Origin of the sequence: Vibrio comitans, from assembly GCA_024346835.1 — a bacterium.
GTDB classification, from domain to species: domain Bacteria; phylum Pseudomonadota; class Gammaproteobacteria; order Enterobacterales; family Vibrionaceae; genus Vibrio; species Vibrio comitans.
On record AP024866.1, the window covers coordinates 2,412,023 to 2,432,899 of the forward strand.

20 protein-coding genes are annotated in these 20,877 nt (G+C 44.4%); 2 read left to right on the forward strand and 18 right to left on the reverse strand.

Translation table 11 applies throughout. The features are described from left to right. Positions 1–34: 34 nt before the first annotated feature. The 14 genes from deoD to ubiT form a co-directional block, all read right to left on the reverse strand. Entirely contained in the window at positions 35–754 is a 720-nt protein-coding gene (deoD, locus tag OCU46_RS11080) for a purine-nucleoside phosphorylase (RefSeq protein ID WP_141272037.1), read from the reverse strand. 74 nt (positions 755–828) lie between these two features. After that, the gene (deoB, locus tag OCU46_RS11085; RefSeq protein WP_141272036.1) at positions 829–2,049 is read right to left on the reverse strand and encodes a phosphopentomutase; all 1,221 of its coding nucleotides are present in this window, start codon (positions 2,047–2,049) and stop codon (positions 829–831) included. Positions 2,050–2,064: 15 nt separating this feature from the next. Then, complete coding sequence (gene deoA / locus OCU46_RS11090; protein ID WP_141272035.1) at positions 2,065–3,399, reverse strand: thymidine phosphorylase; 1,335 nt, start codon at positions 3,397–3,399, stop codon at positions 2,065–2,067. Positions 3,400–3,462: 63 nt separating this feature from the next. After that, positions 3,463–4,239, reverse strand: coding sequence for a deoxyribose-phosphate aldolase (deoC, locus tag OCU46_RS11095; protein ID WP_141272034.1), 777 nt, complete (start codon positions 4,237–4,239; stop codon positions 3,463–3,465). A gap of 207 nt (positions 4,240–4,446) precedes the next feature. After that, positions 4,447–4,617, reverse strand: a complete 171-nt coding sequence (locus OCU46_RS11100; protein ID WP_017028884.1) for a XapX domain-containing protein — start codon at positions 4,615–4,617, stop codon at positions 4,447–4,449. 185 nt (positions 4,618–4,802) lie between these two features. Further along, on the reverse strand, positions 4,803–6,047 hold the full coding sequence (locus OCU46_RS11105; RefSeq protein WP_141272033.1) for a NupC/NupG family nucleoside CNT transporter: 1,245 nt from the start codon (positions 6,045–6,047) through the stop codon (positions 4,803–4,805). Between the two features lie 201 nt (positions 6,048–6,248). Then, the gene (locus tag OCU46_RS11110) at positions 6,249–7,022 is read right to left on the reverse strand and encodes a TatD family hydrolase (RefSeq protein WP_141272032.1); all 774 of its coding nucleotides are present in this window, start codon (positions 7,020–7,022) and stop codon (positions 6,249–6,251) included. 95 nt (positions 7,023–7,117) lie between these two features. Beyond that, a complete protein-coding gene (gene prfC, locus OCU46_RS11115) occupies positions 7,118–8,707 on the reverse strand; it encodes a peptide chain release factor 3 (protein WP_141272031.1) in 1,590 nt (529 codons plus the stop codon). A gap of 106 nt (positions 8,708–8,813) precedes the next feature. Continuing rightward, positions 8,814–9,797, reverse strand: coding sequence for an FAD-binding oxidoreductase (locus OCU46_RS11120; protein WP_141272030.1), 984 nt, complete (start codon positions 9,795–9,797; stop codon positions 8,814–8,816). A 67-nt stretch (positions 9,798–9,864) separates the two neighbouring features. Further along, positions 9,865–11,526, reverse strand: a complete 1,662-nt coding sequence (gene hcp / locus OCU46_RS11125; RefSeq protein WP_141272029.1) for a hydroxylamine reductase — start codon at positions 11,524–11,526, stop codon at positions 9,865–9,867. 285 nt (positions 11,527–11,811) lie between these two features. Further along, positions 11,812–12,255, reverse strand: a complete 444-nt coding sequence (rimI, locus tag OCU46_RS11130; RefSeq protein ID WP_141272028.1) for a ribosomal protein S18-alanine N-acetyltransferase — start codon at positions 12,253–12,255, stop codon at positions 11,812–11,814. Beyond that, entirely contained in the window at positions 12,248–12,649 is a 402-nt protein-coding gene (locus OCU46_RS11135) for a DNA polymerase III subunit psi (RefSeq protein ID WP_244311430.1), read from the reverse strand. The genes rimI and OCU46_RS11135 overlap by 8 nt, the downstream gene beginning before the upstream one ends. Positions 12,650–12,656: 7 nt before the next feature. Next, positions 12,657–13,160 carry a GNAT family N-acetyltransferase gene (locus OCU46_RS11140; protein WP_141272026.1) on the reverse strand — a complete coding sequence of 168 codons (504 nt, stop codon included), beginning with the start codon at positions 13,158–13,160 and terminating at the stop codon, positions 12,657–12,659. Continuing rightward, positions 13,150–13,686, reverse strand: coding sequence for a ubiquinone anaerobic biosynthesis accessory factor UbiT (gene ubiT / locus OCU46_RS11145; protein WP_141272025.1), 537 nt, complete (start codon positions 13,684–13,686; stop codon positions 13,150–13,152). The genes OCU46_RS11140 and ubiT overlap by 11 nt, the downstream gene beginning before the upstream one ends. 194 nt (positions 13,687–13,880) lie before the next feature. Here ubiT and ubiU point away from each other — a divergent pair, with 194 nt between their 5' ends. Beyond that, positions 13,881–14,894 carry a ubiquinone anaerobic biosynthesis protein UbiU gene (gene ubiU, locus OCU46_RS11150; protein WP_141272024.1) on the forward strand — a complete coding sequence of 338 codons (1,014 nt, stop codon included), beginning with the start codon at positions 13,881–13,883 and terminating at the stop codon, positions 14,892–14,894. A gap of 14 nt (positions 14,895–14,908) precedes the next feature. Continuing rightward, positions 14,909–15,790 carry a U32 family peptidase gene (locus OCU46_RS11155; protein ID WP_141272023.1) on the forward strand — a complete coding sequence of 294 codons (882 nt, stop codon included), beginning with the start codon at positions 14,909–14,911 and terminating at the stop codon, positions 15,788–15,790. 11 nt (positions 15,791–15,801) lie between these two features. On the opposite strand, the gene OCU46_RS11160 is transcribed toward OCU46_RS11155, so the two are convergent. The 4 genes from OCU46_RS11160 to nlpI form a co-directional block, all read right to left on the reverse strand. After that, complete coding sequence (locus OCU46_RS11160; RefSeq protein ID WP_141272022.1) at positions 15,802–16,806, reverse strand: LacI family DNA-binding transcriptional regulator; 1,005 nt, start codon at positions 16,804–16,806, stop codon at positions 15,802–15,804. A gap of 19 nt (positions 16,807–16,825) precedes the next feature. After that, positions 16,826–17,836 carry a LacI family DNA-binding transcriptional regulator gene (locus OCU46_RS11165; RefSeq protein ID WP_141272021.1) on the reverse strand — a complete coding sequence of 337 codons (1,011 nt, stop codon included), beginning with the start codon at positions 17,834–17,836 and terminating at the stop codon, positions 16,826–16,828. A 302-nt stretch (positions 17,837–18,138) separates the two neighbouring features. After that, positions 18,139–19,434 carry a carbohydrate porin gene (locus tag OCU46_RS11170; protein WP_141272020.1) on the reverse strand — a complete coding sequence of 432 codons (1,296 nt, stop codon included), beginning with the start codon at positions 19,432–19,434 and terminating at the stop codon, positions 18,139–18,141. A gap of 440 nt (positions 19,435–19,874) precedes the next feature. Next, positions 19,875–20,786 (reverse strand): lipoprotein NlpI, encoded by a 912-nt coding sequence (nlpI, locus tag OCU46_RS11175; protein WP_141272019.1) that lies wholly within the window; start codon positions 20,784–20,786, stop codon positions 19,875–19,877. Between the last annotated feature and the right edge of the window lie 91 nt (positions 20,787–20,877).

The following is a 20,877-nucleotide window of genomic DNA, read 5'->3' on the forward strand; positions in this document are numbered from 1 at the left end:
GAACCAAGCTTTTGTCTTTTCTAAAATGAAAGAATTACTCTGCGTCACCTAGGAGTACAGACTCTAGAGCCACAACCATCATTTCATTGAACGTTGTTGCGCGCTCATCTGATGTCGTCACTTCACCACGCTTAATGTGGTCAGAAACAGTACAAATAGCTAGACACTTAGCACCGTACTCAGCCGCAAGACCGTACATGCCAGCAGCTTCCATTTCCACACCTAGAATGCCGTACTTGTCCATAACATCGAACATTTCAGGATCTGGCGTGTAGAACAGCTCAGCTGAGAATAGGTTGCCTACTTTTACGTTGATGCCGAGTTTCTGAGCCGCTAGCTCAGCGTTTCTCGCCATACCGTAGTCAGCAATCGCAGCGAAGTCGTGGTCTTTAAAGCGGATGCGGTTCACTTTTGAGTCAGTACATGCACCAATACCAATCACAACATCACGTAGATTCACATCATCGCGTACTGCGCCACAACTACCCACGCGGATGATCTTTTTAACGCCGTAGTCTTTGATTAGCTCAGTAGCATAAATAGAACATGATGGAATACCCATACCGTGTCCCATTACAGAAATCTTACGACCTTTGTATGTACCAGTGAAGCCGTACATGTTGCGCACGTCACACACCTGAACCACGTCTTCTAGGAATGTCTCAGCAATGTATTTTGCACGTAGCGGGTCACCCGGCATTAATACTACGTCAGCGAAATCACCCATTTCTGCATTAATATGAGGAGTAGCCATTTTATCTTTCCTTTTCTAATTTATTTTTAGTTAGGGTCAACAGGCCCTATTAGCGCAATTTTTTACTTCCTCGATTAAAGGAAGTTGGTTCCGTAATCCATCTTTGAAGTCTGGAAGTAATGAGCCAAGCTCTGGCCGATATCGGCAAAAGTAGAGCGACGGCCTAATGAGCCAGCCTCAATCTTGTGTCCATAAACCAATACCGGAATATGTTCACGAGTATGGTCTGTACCTTCCCATGTCGGGTCACAACCGTGATCCGCAGTAAGAATAAGCACATCGTTAGGCTCTAAAATCTCAAGGATTTCAGGAAGACGTTTGTCGAAATATTCAAGCGCTCCCGCATACCCAGGAACGTCACGACGGTGACCATAAGCTGAATCGAAATCAACAAAGTTAGTAAACACAATAGTGTTATCTTCGGCCTTTTTAACCTGCTCAAGAGTCAAATCGAATAGGTCTTCTAAGCCCGTCGCTTTCTCTTTCTTGGTAATACCGCAGTTCGCATAGATGTCCGCAATCTTACCAATTGAGACTACATCACCTTGCTTTTCATCTACCAGTTTCTGCAATACCGTTGCTGCAGGTGGCTCAACAGAAAGATCGCGACGGTTACCAGTACGCTTAAACTCTCCAGCTTTATCGCCGATGAATGGGCGCGCAATAACACGGCCAATATTGTAATCTTCTAGCTCTTCACGAACGATTTGGCACAACTCAAGTAGGTTATCTAAACCGTAAGTTTCTTCATGACACGCAATCTGAAATACAGAATCCGCTGAAGTATAGAAGATTGGCTTGCCCGTTTGCATGTGCTCTTCACCAAGGTCGTCCAGTACCTGAGTACCAGAAGCATGGCAATTACCCAGATACCCTTTAAGACCTGCGCGCTCTACGATTCTGTCTAGCAACTCTTGAGGGAAGCTGTTTTGCTTATCAGTGAAGTAACCCCAATCAAACAATACCGGTACGCCAGCCATTTCCCAGTGACCAGATGGTGTATCTTTACCTGAAGAAAGCTCGGCAGCATGGCCGTAAGCACCAATGATTTCCGCATTAGCATCCAAACCGATAGGGAAGCTTCCGGTTGATTCTTTAGCTGCTAAACCCAAACCTAGACGAGATAGATTTGGCAGCGTCAATGGACCGCTACGAGTATCACTATCAGCAAGGCCTTTTGCACACTGCTCAGCAATATGCCCCAAGGTATCAGAACCTACATCGCCGAACTTATCAGCATCCTCTGTAGCGCCAATACCAAATGAATCTAAAACTAAAATTATGGCTCGTTTCATTACTGTATCCTCGGCCTATAAGTCTTCAGCTCGTATCTTCGCGTACACGTTTGGTGTTGCTTGATACTGAGATTTGTCACCAATTTGAATTGCAGCTTTTAGTGAACTAGCCGCTTCTTGCCATTGCTGTTCGTTCCGCGCATGAATCACAGCCAAAGGCTTGTGAGCATCAACGGCATCACCTAATCGAGCAAACTGATCAAAGCCGACGGCATAATCAATACTGTCCGTGGCAACGCGGCGACCACCGCCCATCCCCACAACAGCCATACCAATTGCACGAGTATCCATGCTGACAATGACACCACTAGTATCGGCAAACACTGGCTTAATGATTTCAGCTTCTGGTAAGTACTTATTATAGTTGCTCACAAAGTCTGATGGGCCACCAAGGCCTGCAACCATCTTGTTGAAACACTCAGCGGCTTTACCGTTATCCAGCACAGCCATAAGCATCTCTTCTGCCTGCTCTGTAGAATCAGCGAGCTTGCCTAGTACCAGCATTTCACAGCATGACGCCATGGTCACTTCAAGCAAACGAGGATTACGATATTCGCCAGTTAAGAATCGAACCGCTTCTCGTACTTCTACAGCATTACCAGCAGAAGACGCCAATACTTGGTTCATATCGGTCAGAATCGCAGTAGTCTTTGTACCAGCGCCGTTAGCAACCGCTACAATAGAGCGAGCAAGCTCTTCGGAGGCTTCATACGTCGGCATGAATGCACCTGAGCCAACCTTTACATCCATCACTAACGAATCTAGCCCTGCCGCCAACTTCTTAGACAAAATAGAAGCAGTAATCAGTGAGATGTTATCTACGGTAGCTGTGATATCGCGAGTTGCATATACACGCTTATCAGCTGGAGCCAAATCGCCGGTTTGACCAATAATCGCCACACCTGCTTCTTTAGTTACCTTGCCAAATACGTCGTTATTTGGAGTGATGTTATAGCCAGGAATAGATTCAAGCTTGTCCAGTGTTCCGCCGGTATGGCCCAAGCCACGACCTGAGATCATAGGGACAAAACCTCCACAAGCGGCCACCATAGGGCCTAGCATTAAAGAGGTCACATCGCCCACACCACCGGTGGAATGTTTATCAACGATTGGGCCATCAAAGTTCATGTGGCTCCAATCAATCACCATGCCAGAGTCTCGCATCGCACAGGTAAGCGCAATACGTTCAGGCATCGTCATTTCATTGAAAAATATGGTCATCGCAAAGGCTGCTATCTGTCCTTCAGAGACAGTATTTTTAGCTACACCTTGGATAAAGAAGTTGATTTCATCCGCTGTAAGGATTTCGCCGTCACGCTTTTTGCGAATGATTTCTTGAGGTAAATACATAAGCCCTACCTTAGATTATTATGAAAAACAAAGGCTCGCTACACAGCGAGCCTTCTCAGACTATTAGTACGCAGCTGGATCAGCTTTCTCGTCTGTTACTTCTAAGGTATTAAGTAGGTTTGTTAGTAGGCTTGAAGCACCAAAGCGGTAATGGCGGCTATCTACCCAAGAGTCACCAAGGATATCATCAGCCATTGCTAGGTATAGTGCCGCGTCTTCCGCAGTACGTACGCCACCAGCTGGCTTGAAGCCAACAGTTTGGGCAACACCCATGTCACGAATCACTTCAAGCATCATGCGTGCATACTCAGGAGTCGCGTTCTCAGGCACTTTACCCGTAGAGGTTTTAATAAAGTCAGCACCTGCTTTAATACAAATCTCTGATGCTTGCTTGATTAGGGCTTCTTCTTTTAACTCACCCGTTTCGATGATCACTTTTAATAGAATGTCGCCACATGCAGCTTTACATTGTTTCACTAGCTCAAAGCCAACTTCTGCATTGCCAGCCATTAATGCGCGGTATGGGAATACCACATCTACTTCATCAGCGCCGTAAGCCACTGCTGCTTTAGTTTCTGCAACGGCAATATCGATATCGTCATTGCCATGAGGGAAGTTAGTTACTGTCGCAATCTTAACATCAGGTGTGCCCTGCTCACGCAATGTCTTCTTAGCGATAGGGACGAAACGAGGGTAAATACATACTGCTGCGGTATTGCCTACTGCTGACTTAGCTGCATGACAAAGATCGATCACCTTCTGGTCAGTATCGTCGTCGTTAAGAGTGGTAAGATCCATTAATTTAAGTGCACGCAAAGCTGCAGCTTTCAAATCGCTCATTTTTTTCTCCGAAAAGTTTGAATAGTTTTGATGGCATTCATTGAAACACTTCCAGTATAGATAGGGTTCCAATAATTGCGCATCCAGACTCAATGAACGGACTTGGTTCCATGAAGACTTGGTGAATTGACCAATTGCTTTCCTTGTCACCGCACGGTTTTTTATCCTAAACCGCTGACCGTTGCATTCTACAACGGATGTAGGTATTTACTGAAAAAACCTTTCTATCAACCACTGATAGAAGTGTCCACCAAGATATACACCTACGATTCCCATAACACCAGATAATACTGGTGGCGCTGGGATTGGCAGCTTCAACGCAGAGAATAATATCCCTACTGCGAAGCCTGCAAATACGGCTAGCAAAACTTCATTCATAATGTTCATCCATCTTGTTAACTTCGATGCTTAGTATAGTGCGAAGTATGATCAATGTTGCATTTATGATGAAAGCAAACGGTTTGCATCTCAAAAAAAAGTGATGAAGTTCTAGCCAGTAGGATGAAAACAAAAACGCCCCAGTGAAAATCACTAGGGCGTTTTAAAGATTTGTTTCTAATGCCTTAGAAAGACAAGAAGAAACCAGCGATAGTTGCTGCCATTAAGTTAGATAGAGTACCTGCGATAACCGCTTTGATACCCATGCGCGCGATATCACCACGACGCTTAGGAGCAATACTACCTAGACCACCCAATAGGATAGCGATAGAAGAAAGGTTAGCAAAACCACACAATGCGAATGAGATAATTGCTTTAGTCTTCTCGCTCAGTACTACTGGAGCAGCTTCACCTAGGTAAGGTGCGAAGTTAGCGTATGCTACGAATTCGTTCGCTACAGTCTTAAGACCGATGAACTCACCTGCAACAACCGCTTCGCTCCAAGGAACACCGATTAGGAATGCAAGAGGAGCAAACAACCAACCTAGAAGCATTTCAAGAGTTAGGTTTTCGAAGCCAAACCAACCGCCAACGCCACCTAGTAGGCCGTTGATCAGTGCGATAAGACCGATGAAAGCGATAAGCATTGCGCCAACGTTAAGTGCTAGGCTTAGACCAGCAGATGCACCGCCAGCTGCCGCATCGATAACGTTTGCAGGCTTGTCTTCACCTTCAGCAGTCATGTCAGCAAGTTGATCGATAGGCTCGTCAGTTTCTGGCTTGATGATTTTAGCAAATAGTAGACCACCTGGTGCTGCCATGAATGATGCAGCTACTAGGTATTCAATTGGCACGCCCATTGATGCGTAACCTGCTAGTACACCACCAGCGATAGAAGCTAGACCACCACACATTACTGCGAATAGCTCAGACTGAGTCATACGAGGAACGAATGGACGAACAACTAGAGGTGCTTCTGTTTGACCAACAAAGATGTTAGCCGCTGCAGACATTGATTCCGCGCGAGAAGTACCTAGAGCTTTCTGAAGGCCACCACCAAGAATGCGGATAACCCACTGCATAACACCCACGTAGTAAAGTACAGAGATAAGTGCAGAGAAGAAGATCAGTGTAGGTAGAACTTGGAAGGCAAAGATAAAGCCAATGCCATCTACTGAGAAGTTAACTAGGTTTCCAAACAAGAAACCAGTACCGTCAGCACCATAGTTAATTACACTTGAAACACCGTCTGAAACGCTTTTCAGAAGGTCTTTACCCCAAGGTACGTAAAGTACGAATGCACCCAATGCGAATTGGATAGCAAATGCACCACCTACGGTACGAAAATTAATTGCTTTGCGGTTATCTGATAGTAGTACTGCGATCAAGATCAGTACAAACATACCTACTACGCTCATAAACAGGCTCATGGTTTATGGCTTCCTTATTCTAAAATGTTCAAAAAAGAGTTTAAAAAATGTTTAAATCGACGGCGATTATACAGCTCAAAAAATAGTAAAACTGGTCACGGGTCACATTTGCGCGAGATTCTATACGCAAACGATTACCTTAATGTTGATCAATGTCACATTTTTAAATCTAAGTTCGGCATTTGTTGTATCTAAATGAAACTATTCTGAAAACAAGTGAATACTGTTTTTCCATATCTGCTCTGCCAGTATAGAAGAGTTCTCTGACCTAAGAGCAGCTAAGTGCTTAAATATTAAAGGTATTAAGTGCGGCGAGTTGGGTTCATGTTGCCGCCCAGAAATCCTCATATCAGGAGCATCCGTCTCCAATACAATACTATCTAGTGGCAGCTTTGCTATTGCTTCGCGTGTTTTTTGTGCAGTTGGCCAAGTAATCACACCTCCCACACCTATTTTTAGTCCCAGATCGACCAACATTTTTGCTTGTTGGTAGTTGCCACTAAATGCATGGACAACTCCAAGATTATCTCTACGCCTAACTTTTAAACTGTCTCGAATATTATGGTGTTGTTGGACCGAATGTATGACTAAAGGAAGTTGCAACTGCTCGGCTAAATCCACTTGAAAATTGAACACGGTTAGTTGAGTTGAAATAGGAGTATCAATACGTTTATCTAAACCACACTCGCCAATAGCGACAATATGCTGTCGATTTTCCAGCGCTAAAGCACTAAGACGCTCAAGGTCATTATCTAAAGATTGATTTTCTATCAGTGGCTGTAAAAAGCACGGGTGGATGCCTAAGCCAATACTGTGAATGTCACTTGCAAGAGCTAGTGTATCCTGCCAGTTGCTAGGCCCGACGCTAGGAACAAAGAATCGAGCAATCTTATGTTGGTAGAATAACTCGAGATACCTCTCTTTGTGAGAAGCAAATTCAGGGAAGTCTAAATGGCAGTGTGTGTCGAACCACATAAGTCACCTTCAAAAATTGTTATACCAATCCTATGTCAAAACTGAAGATCTTGAAGCAAAAAAAAGCCAGTTGCATGCAACTGGCTTTCGGGGAATTAGTGTTCGCGTGTGGCGCGGAACTCAACTTCAGGGAAGCGCTCTTTGGCTAAGTTTAGATTCACCATAGTCGGAGCAACGTATGACAGGTTGTCACCACCGTCTAGTGCAAGGTTGGTTTGGTTCTTGCGCTTAAACTCTTCTAGCTTCTTAGCATCGTCACATTCAACCCAGCGAGCTGTTGCGACGTTTACGCCTTCATAGATAGCTTCAACGTTGTATTCCGCTTTTAGGCGAGCCACAACCACATCAAACTGAAGTACACCCACCGCACCAACGATCAAATCGTTGTTCTGTAGTGGACGGAATACCTGCACAGCACCCTCTTCAGAAAGCTGAACCAGACCTTTTAGAAGCTGCTTCTGCTTCAATGGATCTTTTAGGCGAATACGACGGAATAGCTCAGGTGCGAAGTTAGGGATACCGGCAAATTTTAGCGCTTCACCTTGGGTAAAGGTATCGCCAATTTGAATCGTGCCGTGGTTGTGTAGACCAATGATATCACCCGCATACGCTTTCTCTGCACGAGCACGGTCACCTGCCATAAAGGTAACAGCATCAGAGATACTGACGGTTTTACCTGTGCGCACGTGGTTCATCTTCATGCCTTGCGAGTAAGTACCCGACACAATACGCATGAAAGCAATACGGTCACGGTGTTTAGGATCCATGTTTGCCTGAATCTTAAATACGAAACCAGAGAATTTCTCTTCATCTGCAACAACAGTACGTTCATTCGCTTCACGAGCTTGTGGACCCGGTGCCCACTTAGTTAAGCCGTCAAGCATGTGGTCAACACCGAAGTTACCCAATGCGGTACCGAAGTAGACAGGCGTTAACTCACCAGCAAGGAACAGCTCAAGATCAAACTCAGGGCATGCACCAATAACCAGCTCTAGTTCTTCACGTACACTTTCTGCTAGGTCATCACCTACGGCAACATCTAGCTCAGGGTTATCAAGCCCTTTAATGATACGAACTTCTTGGATCTCATGGCCATGGCCAGATTCATACAGAATCGTCTCATCACGGTGAATATGGTAAACACCCTTAAACTCTTTACCACAGCCGATAGGCCAAGTGATAGGCGCACACGCCATATTAAGTTCGCTTTCAACTTCATCCAGAACTTCCATTGGATCACGTACATCACGGTCCAATTTGTTCATGAAGGTAACGATTGGTGTGTCACGCAGACGCGTCACTTCCATTAGTTTACGCGTACGATCCTCGACACCTTTTGCTGCATCGATAACCATCAAGCAAGAGTCTACCGCGGTTAAAGTACGGTAAGTATCTTCCGAGAAATCTTCGTGTCCTGGAGTATCTAGAAGGTTTACTAGGCAGTCGTTATAAGGAAACTGCATTACAGAGGTAGTCACCGAGATACCACGCTCCTTCTCCATCTCCATCCAGTCAGATTTAGCATGCTGATTCGAGCCACGACCTTTTACCGTACCCGCTTTTTGGATCGCGTTTCCGAATAGTAGAACTTTTTCGGTAATGGTTGTCTTACCCGCATCCGGGTGAGAGATAATCGCAAACGTACGGCGCTTGCTCACTTCTTGCTGAAATGGACTATTTGTCATGTTCGAATTCTTTAGTTGGTACACTGGCGAAAATTGGCGCTATTTTCGCTGATTCTGCGCCATTTCACAATCTATCTATAGAATAATACTAATCACGGCAATTTAATTAGCCAATTTCAACAAACATATCGTCGTTAACTTGGCTAGCACAGGCAAGAAAATACCCTTGCTCTACGTCTTCCTCACTTAGAGCACCAGTGGTAGAACTCACCACTTTGTCTTTGTCACCTTTACAACGACAACTCCCGCACACACCTGCACGACAAGCAGCAAAGATAGGCAATCCCTCTTTTTCTAGCGCCTCAAGCACCGTTTCATCGTCAGAGATAGCTACGTCAGTGCCATTAACACTTAATGTATGAGATTGCTTGCTTGATGCTGTGGCTACTTTCTCGATAGCCGCATGAAACTGCTCATGATGAACTTGCGCTTCATCAACACCTAAGGCATCAAACCAAGTTTTAGCCGATTGCATGTAAGCGTCCGGCCCACACATTAAGACGGTGCGAGAAGTAAGATCAGAAACCTCTGATCGCAAAAGATCCTGAGATAAACGACCATGATACTGTGCTAATTCATCTTCACGGCTGACAGCCCAAATCAAGGTTAGATTGGCATACTGTTTTGCAAGTGCTTCTAACTCCTGAACATAAATACGATCGCTAGGCGTACTTGCACTGTGAATAAAGATGATGTCGGCTTCCGGCTTTGCCTTCAATTGCGCTTGTAGCATCGAATAGACAGGGGTAATTCCACAGCCCGCGCTGAGCATTAGCAATGGTTGGTCATCGACCAACTGGATAGTAAAATCCCCAGCGGCACTACCACTTCGCAAGCTATGACCCACGGCAAAACGATCCGCGAGATAATTGGATACCACCCCACCTTCAACACGCTTGATGGTCAAACTGCATTGCTGCTCTCCTGGCATCGATGCCAGAGAATAGCAACGTTGATGAGTTTCTCCATCAATATCCACCTCTAAAGGCAAAAACTGGCCAGGAATAAAGTCAATATGGTCACTGGTTTCAAACCAGTAAGTCGTTACATCAGCGGTGTCTTGTCGAATATCAGTACAGGTCAGTTGCATCTTTAAAACTCATTGTCAGCAGTTAAAAAAAGAGGAGCTAAGCTCCTCTTAGTGGTGATTACTAGGATTAACCCAAGATGTCAGCAAGATCTTGTTCAACCGTAGTGATCAAACGGAGACCGGTTTGCTTATTGAGATGGTTAAGAAGATTCTCAGTTAAGAATGCTGGCGCGGTAGGACCAACACGAATGTCTTTAATACCCAGAGCTAGCAAGGTAAGCAGAATGGCGATGGCCTTTTGCTCAAACCAAGACAAAATCAGAGATAAAGGCAATTCATTAACACCACACTCGAAGGTTTCTGCTAAAGCTAGCGCCAGTTGAATTGCAGAATAGGCATCGTTACATTGACCCACATCCAATAAGCGTGGAATACCATTCACATCACCAAATTCAAGGTCGTTAAATTTAAATTTGCCGCAAGCAAGTGTTAGGATCAGCGTGTCTTGAGGCGCAGCTTTAGTGAACTCAGTAAAGTAGTTACGCTCTTTTTTATCACCATCACAGCCACCAACTAGGAAGAAGTGACGGATGTTGCCTGCTTTCACTTGTTCGATTACCGCAGGTGCTGCTTCCATTAGTGCGTTGTGAGCAAAACCCGTGGTTGTATACAGCGGGATCTCATCAAACTTAAAGCCTTCACATTCCAGCGCTTTCTCAATCACTGCAGAGAAATCATGGCCAGTGTGGTGCTCAACGCCAGGCCAGCCTACGATGTTACGAGTGAACATACGATCAGCATAACCATTCGTTTCTGGGTTAATTAGACAGTTAGATGTCATTACGATCGCACCAGGGAAATTAGCAAATTCTTTTTGCTGGTTTTGCCAAGCACTGCCGTAGTTGCCGACTAGATGTGGGTATTTACCGCCAAGCTCTGGATACGCGTGTGCAGGAAGCATCTCGCCGTGTGTGTATACGTTGATGCCTTTGTCTTTGGTTTGCTCAAGGATGTATTTCAGATCAATAAGGTCATGGCCAGAGACCAAGATCGCCTTACCTGCGATTGGTTTCATGTTCACTTTAGTAGGGACAGGGTGACCAAAGGCTTCTGTTTCGCCAGTATCTAGCATCTGCATCACGCTGTAGTTCAAGTGACCACACGCCATAGCAAGCTCTAGCAACTCATTCATTTCACTTGGGTTCTCACCAAGGCGAGCCATAATGCGATGGAACTCTGCGTAAACTTCGTCATTTTGCTGACCAAGAATACGTGCGTGCTCCATGTAAGCAGCCACACCCTTCAGGCCGTAAAGTGCAAGTAAGCGTAGACCTAAGATATCTTCACCCACTTCACTGACATCATGGTTAAGCGCCGTATCCGTCGCTTTACTTAGCAACGTCACTTTTTCAGCTTCAATGGTGAACTGCGCCGCGCCTTCAAGCACTTTAGGTTCTACGTTTTGTAAAACGCATGTCGCCTCATAAGCCGCCTTTAACTTGGCTTTGTAAGAAAGAGCTTGCTCTGTGTATTCAATCAAACGTGCATCATCAAAATTTACGTTGGTCAACGTTGCAAAGAATGCTTGTGGTACATAAGCATCCGCATCTGAATCCACAACGCCTAAACTGCGCGCAGCATTCGCGTACGCACTTACACCTTGAAGGATGTAAATCAATACGTCTTGTAGATCAGAAATCTCTGCTGTTTTACCACACATACCCATGGCGTATTGGCAGCCATTGGCTACTGGGGTTTGCATTGTTTGCTCACATTGAATACAGAACATCTCGCTTTCCTTTAAATGACATTTAAAATATATGTTATGAGTGCTAAATATTAGACCCTAACAAAAACTTAAAGAAGCATTTAAATTGCAACTTAATATCTAGCTGATCTAGATCAATAAAAAACTAGAGTGAAGAAGAAGCAATTGTATTTACGAGGTGTAACAGACAAAAAACAGGCGGAGCTATCGTAGAGCTAAGCTATGCAACTCGGAGAAAAGAAAAATGAAAAAGAGTAGAGGTAAAAAAATCGCTACGAACTTAATCCGTAGCGATTCTTAGAGAGATTATAAGCAGAGGTAGCTCATAATGATCGCGTCTTCACGACCACCAGCCGTTGGGTAGTAGTTGTTACGCCGGTCAACTTCATTGAATCCAGCGTTAAGATAAAGCGATTGTGCTCTTTGATTTGATTCACGAACCTCAAGCCAGATGCTCTCTACACCTTGTTGTTCACACAGTTCAATAAAGCCCTCAACCAGCTTACTACCCAGTCCCTGACCTTGGCATTTAGGATCGATAGCAATATTAAGCAAGGTCACTTCACCAACAATATTTTGCGCATAGAAGTAACCCACGACTTGTTCATCTTGAATAAATGCAAAATGCATTGCACCACGGCTGGCAAGATCATCAATCATAGAGCGCTTCCATGGATGAGAGTGCGCTTTGGATTCAATCTGCCACACCTTTTCAAGATGTGATGGCTCTATAGGAGAAAGGTTAAGCATTGGCTTGTATTTGATTCCACAGTTGGCGACGATTTTCGTTATGCCCGTCAATCTCAGAAAGTGCGGGAGAGGTAATGACTTTGATGTTGTCTAGAGGCTGCGAGGTACAATTACTGAACCATAGCCACTGCAAAGAATGAGAGGCCAACTGCTGCACCTGATTAGGGTAAAGATGGCGACAATCGTTAAGATCTAACTTCATTGCCTTCAATACTTTCTGCAGAAACTCAGCATAATGTCCTGAAGGCAGCTCTGGTGACACAAACAACAATTTGACTGAAGCATCCAAAGTAATCTCAGGTTGTTGATAACCTTGTAGTCGCTCAGGATGCAGCAGTTGCCACTCTTGTATATCCATTTCTGCCAGTAGTGCAGAAGGTGATTGTGATTTCAATGCGACCTCAGAACTGATCAAATTCTTCACTATATTCAATTAGACCAGATAGGCCTTCAAAGCTTTCACCGGTAAGATCCAGCACTTGAAAAATACCGACAGGAAGATCCCACTGACAGCGAAAACGATTTTTCTCTGCACAAGAGAAACCGAAGCGAGAGTAATACTCCGGCTCACCTAAAACCACACATGCCGAATAGCCAAATTCCAATAATGAGTCTAAACCTGCTTTGATCATCTTCTCAGCAACGCCTTGATTTCGATAATCTTCATGCACAGCGACAGGTGCTAAGCCTTGCCACCCATAATCATTGCCCGAAAGCGTGACGGGAGAAAACTGAGCACAACCGATCACTTTTCCCTCATCATCACTTGCCACGATGCTGAGTGTAATCTTGCCATTCTCTCTAAGGCTATTAACCAACTTAGCTTCTGCATCCGTCGGAAACGCGTGCTCTAAAAGAGCAAGAATGCCCAGGTTGTCTGCAGGTGCCTCTGTTCTAATAAGCATTTCCAGTCTCTCTCACCGAGTTTGATGGTAATTCAGTTGAAGTCTGCACGCCTTTAGAAACAAATGTCGCTAATTGCTCCAAACCAATCTTCACTGTTTTAGGTAGTGCGTCAAGATCGACGCTGTCCATTAGGTTCTTAACTTCTAACCCTAGTTCAGTATCACCTTCAATGCTTAAGCGACGTTGGAAAAACAGGGTATCAGGATCTTCTTTTCTTCCCGCGATGAGAACCAGATCATTCAATGAACCACTAAAGCTAACATGATGTTCAACTTCTTCAGCGCTTACTAAGAGTTCTCCATCATCGCAGCTGATAAACCAGCTAAGGTCCATATCGCAGACAGAAACCTTTAGCCACTTGCCTTCAAGAAACTCAAAATCACCGTCTTCTAATGCTTCTTTAAATACCAGCTTTAGACCTTCAAGTAAGGTCATACTTTGAATTTTGGCTGGCATTAATTTGGCAGGAACACGAAAAATGGTTGCCGCATTAGCGACTAATTGTTGTCTAACTCTCTCAAGCACGATTACTACTCTCATCCATAGTTTGATGCACATCATACTCAAATAACTAAATAAATGAACTGAGTTTGGTCAAACTACAAGATGGCGTGATTAAAAATCGCACAGACAAATAACAAAACTGCCCCATATCAATTACCGCTTCATCACCATTAGATACACTACTTCACTATTTTGCTCAGTAAATTATCAGAACTATGGAACTACTCTGCCCTGCCGGTAATCTACCTGCACTGAAAACTGCCATTGATTGCGGCGCTGATGCGGTTTACGTCGGCTTCAAAGACGATACCAATGCTCGTCACTTCGCTGGTTTGAACTTTAACGGTAAAAAATTCGAGAAAGCGGTGCAATATGTGCACAATGCTAACAAGAAAATTCATGTCGCATTAAATACCTTCGCCCAGCCATCTGGTTTCGAGCGTTGGACCAATGCAGTCGATATGGCAGCGCAAAATGGCATTGACGCCCTAATTGTTGCTGATATTGCGGTACTGGAATATGCAGCAAGACGTTACCCTGAGCTTGAACTGCACCTTTCCGTTCAAGCCTCTGCAACCAATGTGGCCGCCGTTGACTACTATCACAGTAACTTCAACATCAAGCGCGTCGTTCTACCTCGAGTTTTGTCCATACATCAGGTTAAACAACTGTCTAGAAACCTAACCTCTGACGTTGAGCTCGAAGTATTCGCCTTTGGTAGCTTATGCATAATGTCTGAAGGTCGTTGTTACTTGTCTTCATATCTTACCGGTGAGTCTCCAAACACAGTTGGCGCTTGCTCTCCTGCAAAATACGTTCGCTGGCAAGAAACAGACGCAGGCCTTGAATCGAGATTGAATGAGATCCTAATTGACCGTTATGCACAAGGTGAAAACGCAGGCTATCCAACCTTATGTAAAGGCCGCTTCAATGCGACCGTTGAAGGTGAAAACAAGCTTTACCACGCCTTAGAAGAGCCAACTAGCCTAAATACCTTGTCTTTACTACCTGAACTATTTGCTGCCAACGTCGCATCAGTGAAAATTGAAGGCCGTCAGCGTAGCCCTGCTTATGTTGAGCAAGTAACACGCACTTGGCGCGCGGCAATTGATGCCTATCAGCGAAATCCAGAAAACTATCAGGTGCAGCCTGAATGGGATAGAGCTTTGGCAAATGTATCAGAAGGCACCCAAACCACTCTGGGTGCTTATCATCGTAAATGGCAGTAGCAGGAGACATTAATATGAAATACTCATTAGGCCCTCTACTCTACTTTTGGCCAAAACAAGACGTAGAAAGCTTTTATCAGCAAGCACAGCAATCTAGCGCTGACATTATTTATTTAGGTGAGTCGGTTTGCTCAAAACGCAGAGAAATGAAGCCAAAGCATTGGTTTGATATCGCTAAAGAGCTTGCAGACTCGGGTAAGCAAGTGGTGTTATCAACCATGGCGCTGTTAGAAGCACCAAGCGAAGTTAACATCATGAAGAAATACATCGACAACGGTGATTTCGCTATTGAAGCCAATGATGTGTCTGGGATACAGCTTGCCCATGAAAAAGGCGTCCCCTTTGTTGTTGGTCCAGCCATCAATACCTACAATGCGCACACCCTAAATCTGTTTCTTAAACAAGGTATGATTCGCTGGTGTATGCCGGTAGAACTTTCTCGTGATTGGCTAGCGAACACTTTGAATCAGTGCGATGACATTGGTATTCGCAACAAGTTCGAGGTTGAAGTGTTCAGCCACGGCTACCTGCCACTGGCTTACTCAGCCCGTTGTTTTACTGCTCGCGCAGAAAACAAAGCCAAAGATGAATGCGAGACATGCTGTATTAAATACCCAACAGGCCTAAAGGTAGACAGCCAAGAGGGACAAACGGTATTTAACTTAAACGGTATTCAAACTCAATCTGGTTACTGTTACAACCTAGGTAACGATATACCATCGATGCAAGGCTTGGTGGATGTTATTCGCCTAAGCCCGCTAGGCGTAGATACCTTCAGTCATATTGATGCTTTCAAAGCAAATGAAAAGGGTAACAGCCCTATTGTGATTGAAGATCGCCAGTGCAATGGCTACTGGCATCAGATCGCAGGGCTGGAGTTACGCAATAGCAACTAGGCAGAGGATCGTTAGGTAGATTGCCTAACGATCAGCTCGATAGGGGGAAGCCGCGGTTTCAGTTGCTTCCCTGCCTCCAAAAATCGCACCATAGACTCAGCGCAGGTTGCCCCTATTTCTTCAATGGGTTGGCGCATAGTCGTAAGGGACGGAGTGAAGTAACGAGAGGTTGCTAGGTCATCAAAGCCAATCACGGCAATATCCTCTGGCACTCGTAAGCCTTTATCATGGATAGCTTTTATAGCACCGTAGGCCGTTTGATCGTTAGCGGCAAAAATAGCAGTAAATGGGGCGCGGGATTCAATTAGCTCAATGGTTTTTTGGTACCCCATTTCAGAGCCAAAATCCCCTTGCTTGATCAATTGTGGATCGATTTTCAAGCCAGCCTCGGTCAAAGCTCTTTTATATCCATCACAACGCGTTACTCCATCGGGTTGCTCTTGCACTCCTTTGATGTGAGCTATTCTCTTATGCCCCTTTTGTAGCAGGTGCAAGGTAGCCATATACCCGCCAATGGTATTGTCATTGCAAAGTGAGTGAATATTGTGACCTGATATTCGATAGCCTACAGCGATGACCGGGATTGTCTTCGCGTACTCCTGAATATGCTGCTCTCTCAGGTTGCCCATCACGACAATAACCCCATCTACGCCACTTTTCTTTAAATACTCCAATCCGTGTAACTGGTTTTTCAACTTCCAGTGTCCAGCTGCAATCAAGATGGTATAACCGTAAGAAAACAGCACCTTTTCCATATCTTCTAGGATTCGAGTGTTGTGGGGGCTTTCGGGATTTTGCACTAGCACGCCAATGGTTCGACTGCCCAATGATGACTTACTGTTTGTGGCTTGAGTTTGGTAACCTGTTTTGCGGATAGCCTCTAAAATCTGTTTGCGTTTGTCTTCTGCAACGAAAGTGGTTTGATTTAAAAATCGAGAAACTGTGCTTGCAGAAACTCCCGCCTCTTTGGCTACCTGGTGTACGGTGACTTTCCTTTTTACCTTAGATGTATCCATAGTAAGGCCCACTTGATCTCTATGCGTGAATCAGTGACTTTTCTGCAACAGAGTCACGGATCACCAACGAAGGTAATAGACGATAGCGTACTTGAGTTTGGTTTTTATTCAGTTTTTGGAACATCAACTCTACCGCCTCCATGCACATTTCTTTTATTGGAAAACTGACGGTTGTTAGAGCTGGCGTTAGATAACGGGCAAAATTAACGTTATCAAAACCAATCAGAGAAATATCCTCTGGTACAGAAATCCCCTCTTCGCGTAGCGTCTCATAAGCGCCAAATGCCATATGATCGTTACAAGCAAACACCGCAGTAAACCCTCGCTCTCTACGAAGCAATTTTGCCATTACGGTTTTACCTGAAGTTTCGGTATATCCACCTTCACACACTAGCATTTCATCGTAGGCAATATCCGCTTCTTCAAGAGCTCTTCTATAACCCAACAGTCTAGCTCGAGCATCAGCTTCAGATAGAGGGCCCGAAATACACGCAATCGAAGTATGACCTTGTTTGATCAGGTACTGGATCGCACTGCGACTGCCAAGCTCATTGTCAATATTGATACAACTGCGCGGCATTTCAGGAATTGTACGGTTCAAAACAACTAATGGGACACCTTGATTTTCTAAGTTGATCAAATAGTCATCGGTAAGATTTGGGGTGAGTAAGATCAGGCCATCTACTCTTCGCCCGAGTAGGAACTCAATGGATTCTTTTTGGCAGTGCTCTGAAGACTGACCGGAAGTAACAACTGTGTGATAACCGTAACGACTAAGAGTGCTTTCAATATTATCAAGGATCTCAGAATAGAAAGGCCCACCGAGTTCGGGAACAATGATCCCGATACTTCCTGTACGGGTGTTACTCGGCGTACGACCAAAGGCACTAAGTTTATACCCTAGCTCTCGAATCGCCTTTTCCACTTTTAATTTTTTGGTATGACTGACCCTTGTGGTGCCATTTACAACTCGAGATACAGTTGCTTGAGACACTCCGGCCAGTTCCGATACATCCTTAATTGTTGCCACATTTACCCCCAACCAAAAAGAAAGCGCTTTCTTGGATTGGGACAATATCAATGAAGTCACATAAAATTAAGGAAGAGGATCACAGGGTGAGGATCTTGGGTAAAAAGATCTCTAGAAGTTTGAGCGACATAACGCTTTCAAGCAGGAAAACAGAGTGAGTAACTTAGAGTAAATACATTCAAAATAGAAAAGTGGGCACTAATGTGCCCAACCGACGGGAGTTATTTTGTCGAAAAAATGGTCCCTTCAAGGGAAAAGGGACCAATTGAAGAACTTACATCAAATTAACAGTTGGCTAGTGTTTACCACCAAGCTTCGAACATAGCACCAACAGTTAGAGTGTCTGGGTTGCTAGTTGTGTAAGAGCCATCTGGGTTTTGACCTGTGTACTCGTTGTCTGCTTCACCCACAGTTGCGTAGAAGCGAAGCATTGGACGAGACCAAGTTTCACCACCGATTGCAATGTTTTGAGACAGCGTTACTTTCCAAGAGGAGTTAGTTGCATCGATGTCATCAAAATCGACGACGTTGTAGCCACCCTCAAGCCATGTAGAGTGGACGTCATTCCATTGATAAGTTGGGCGAACAATTACGTTGTATTGAGCACGGTCTTCTACTGCATCACCTTCATTCATTTGATATGAAGTTAGGTATTGAATACCAGCGTTATCTGTTAGACCAACACCACCGCTAAAGCTAAATAGCAATGCTGTTTGATCTTCTTTTAGGTCAAACACGCTATCTACTGCACTGTCTGAGTAACGTACAAGAAATTTTTGACCAGAGAAGTTCGCTTCTGCTGCTAATTGGTATGCACTATCAGCAACATCATTATCATTCTCTAGCTTGTCTGATTTGAAGCCGTAGTTCGCGTATAACGCTAGATCTACACCACCAAGATTCATGCCGTGTAGTTTAGAAGTTGCTGCATACTTGCCATTATCACCAACAAACTCACCTTCAACTTGCCCAACAACAGAGAAGTCAAATTTTACGCCACCAAGGTTTAGGTTGTAGAAACCAGCACCTTGACCATCGTGCATCATCCAGAAGTAATCGTCGATGTCTGTTTGTGGACGTTGGTGGAAGTCACGACCTGCCCAAATGTATAGATCTGGCTGAGATTCAAATACGTTTGATGCGCCAGCGTATAGTTTTTTGACTTGAGTACCACCAGTGTTGCCCCAAGAAGCATCTTCCCAGTGGTCAACCATGAATACGATATCCCAGATTGCACCAGCATCACTTTCAAATGCTTTAGCGAATTGGATCTCACCACCGTTTTGCTCATTACCTAAGCGACCAGTTTTGTTACCACCACCAATACCGCCTGCAGTACCAACATACAGAGAGTCACCGCCTTGGTAGCCAGCACCGTAACGAGCATAACCAGAGAATACGATACCTAAAGGAACTTCAGACTGAGCGTTTAGTACCGCTGGTTGTTGCGTGTCGTTGAATTGGCCACCAACACGAGCTTCAAGCTCTGCTAGTCGCGCTTCCATCGCATCGATGTCATGGTTGTCAGCGAGTGCGCCGGCAGAAGCTAGGGTACCAGCCACTGCTAGGGATAGAGGTAAGAGTTTAAAAAGTTTCATGTTATTTCCTAGTTTTGTTATAGGTTTTATGTCCACGAAACAAATGTTATCCAATGAAAGAGATGAAAGTTCAGCGATACCTCACAATGAATGATGGATAATAATCCCATGAAATATTCACAGCGCCGATAAAACACCCAAATCAAGCAAATACAACAGGTTATTAAAATAAAAAGACTCATCAAAGCTCTGAGAAAGCGGTTTCATTTCATGAGATAGCAGAAAATGGTCACAAAAATATCAGATGAGACAATGAGTTTTTGTTGGATTTCTTTCATAAATTTCACACTTATGAAAGTTATGAAACTTCTGAAAAATAATATGAAGGAGATTTAAACAATAACTGTCGTATTGGGCAGAAAAGAAAAATACCGCCTCAAATGAGAGCGGTATTTATATGAGTCTGATTACAGAAAGAAGTTCAACTATATTGCAGTTATCTATTCATTCTCTTGCTGACTTTGCTCAAGTTGCAGTTTTCGTTCAGCGCGGATATCTGAAAAAATCTTACCTAACTCAAGAAACGCATAACGATGCTCAACGTATTCATAGACATTCAGGCTCAAAGAAAGTTTGTACAAACTCACCGCTTCTGCGTATTCACCTTGAAGCTGGTGTCGCTTTGCAAGATAGAAATAAGCTTCCGTTAGACGCTGAGCGAGTGTGAGGTTATCTTTCGCACCCGCCGCGATTTCCATAAAGGCATCATCTTCAGGTACTTCATCTAGCATCAAACCAACTAATACCCACGCCCACTCTTGATTCCTGTTGGCATAGCTTTGCGTCAGTTTATCTAAAGCTTGCTGTGGGTTAGATTCTGTTTCAATGATGTATAACCAGATTGCGCGAAATGGATCACTGGGATCATCATTATAGTGTCGGGTCATTTCTTCCAATGCAAGATCCACTCTATCACCATAATAGAGCGCTATGGCCCTGTTACGCTCTGCATATTGATTATTAGGGTCTAACTCCAAAGTGGAGTCAAACGCCTCATAGGCGGCGTCGTACTGGCCAACCTGAGTGAAATAAACACCCAGTAAGTTGAAGATATCGGGTTGAGCAGGGTTGATGGATAAGCTTTGATTGAAGTCATAGCGTGCTAGCTCACGTAGCCCAAGGCTGTCGTAATACACGCCACGTTGAAAGTGTAGCTCTGCTCTTTCTTGATCATTAATATCGCTACGCAACAGCAGCTGTGTTGTGCGAGCAATCTGCACTTCTTGTTGAATTGAAGGCTGTAGAGGAACGGCCATTGGTGGTGGCGCCCATTTTTGACTTTGACCGCCGATGCTTGAACAGCCGGACACCATTAGTACTACACCAGCTATCAGCACACTAAACCATTTCACGAAATACTACCTCCATGTGGATCATCGAATTCGAATCGTATTCCTTTAGCATAGAAAAAGAGGAGCTAAAAAGCTCCTCTTTATTTACACA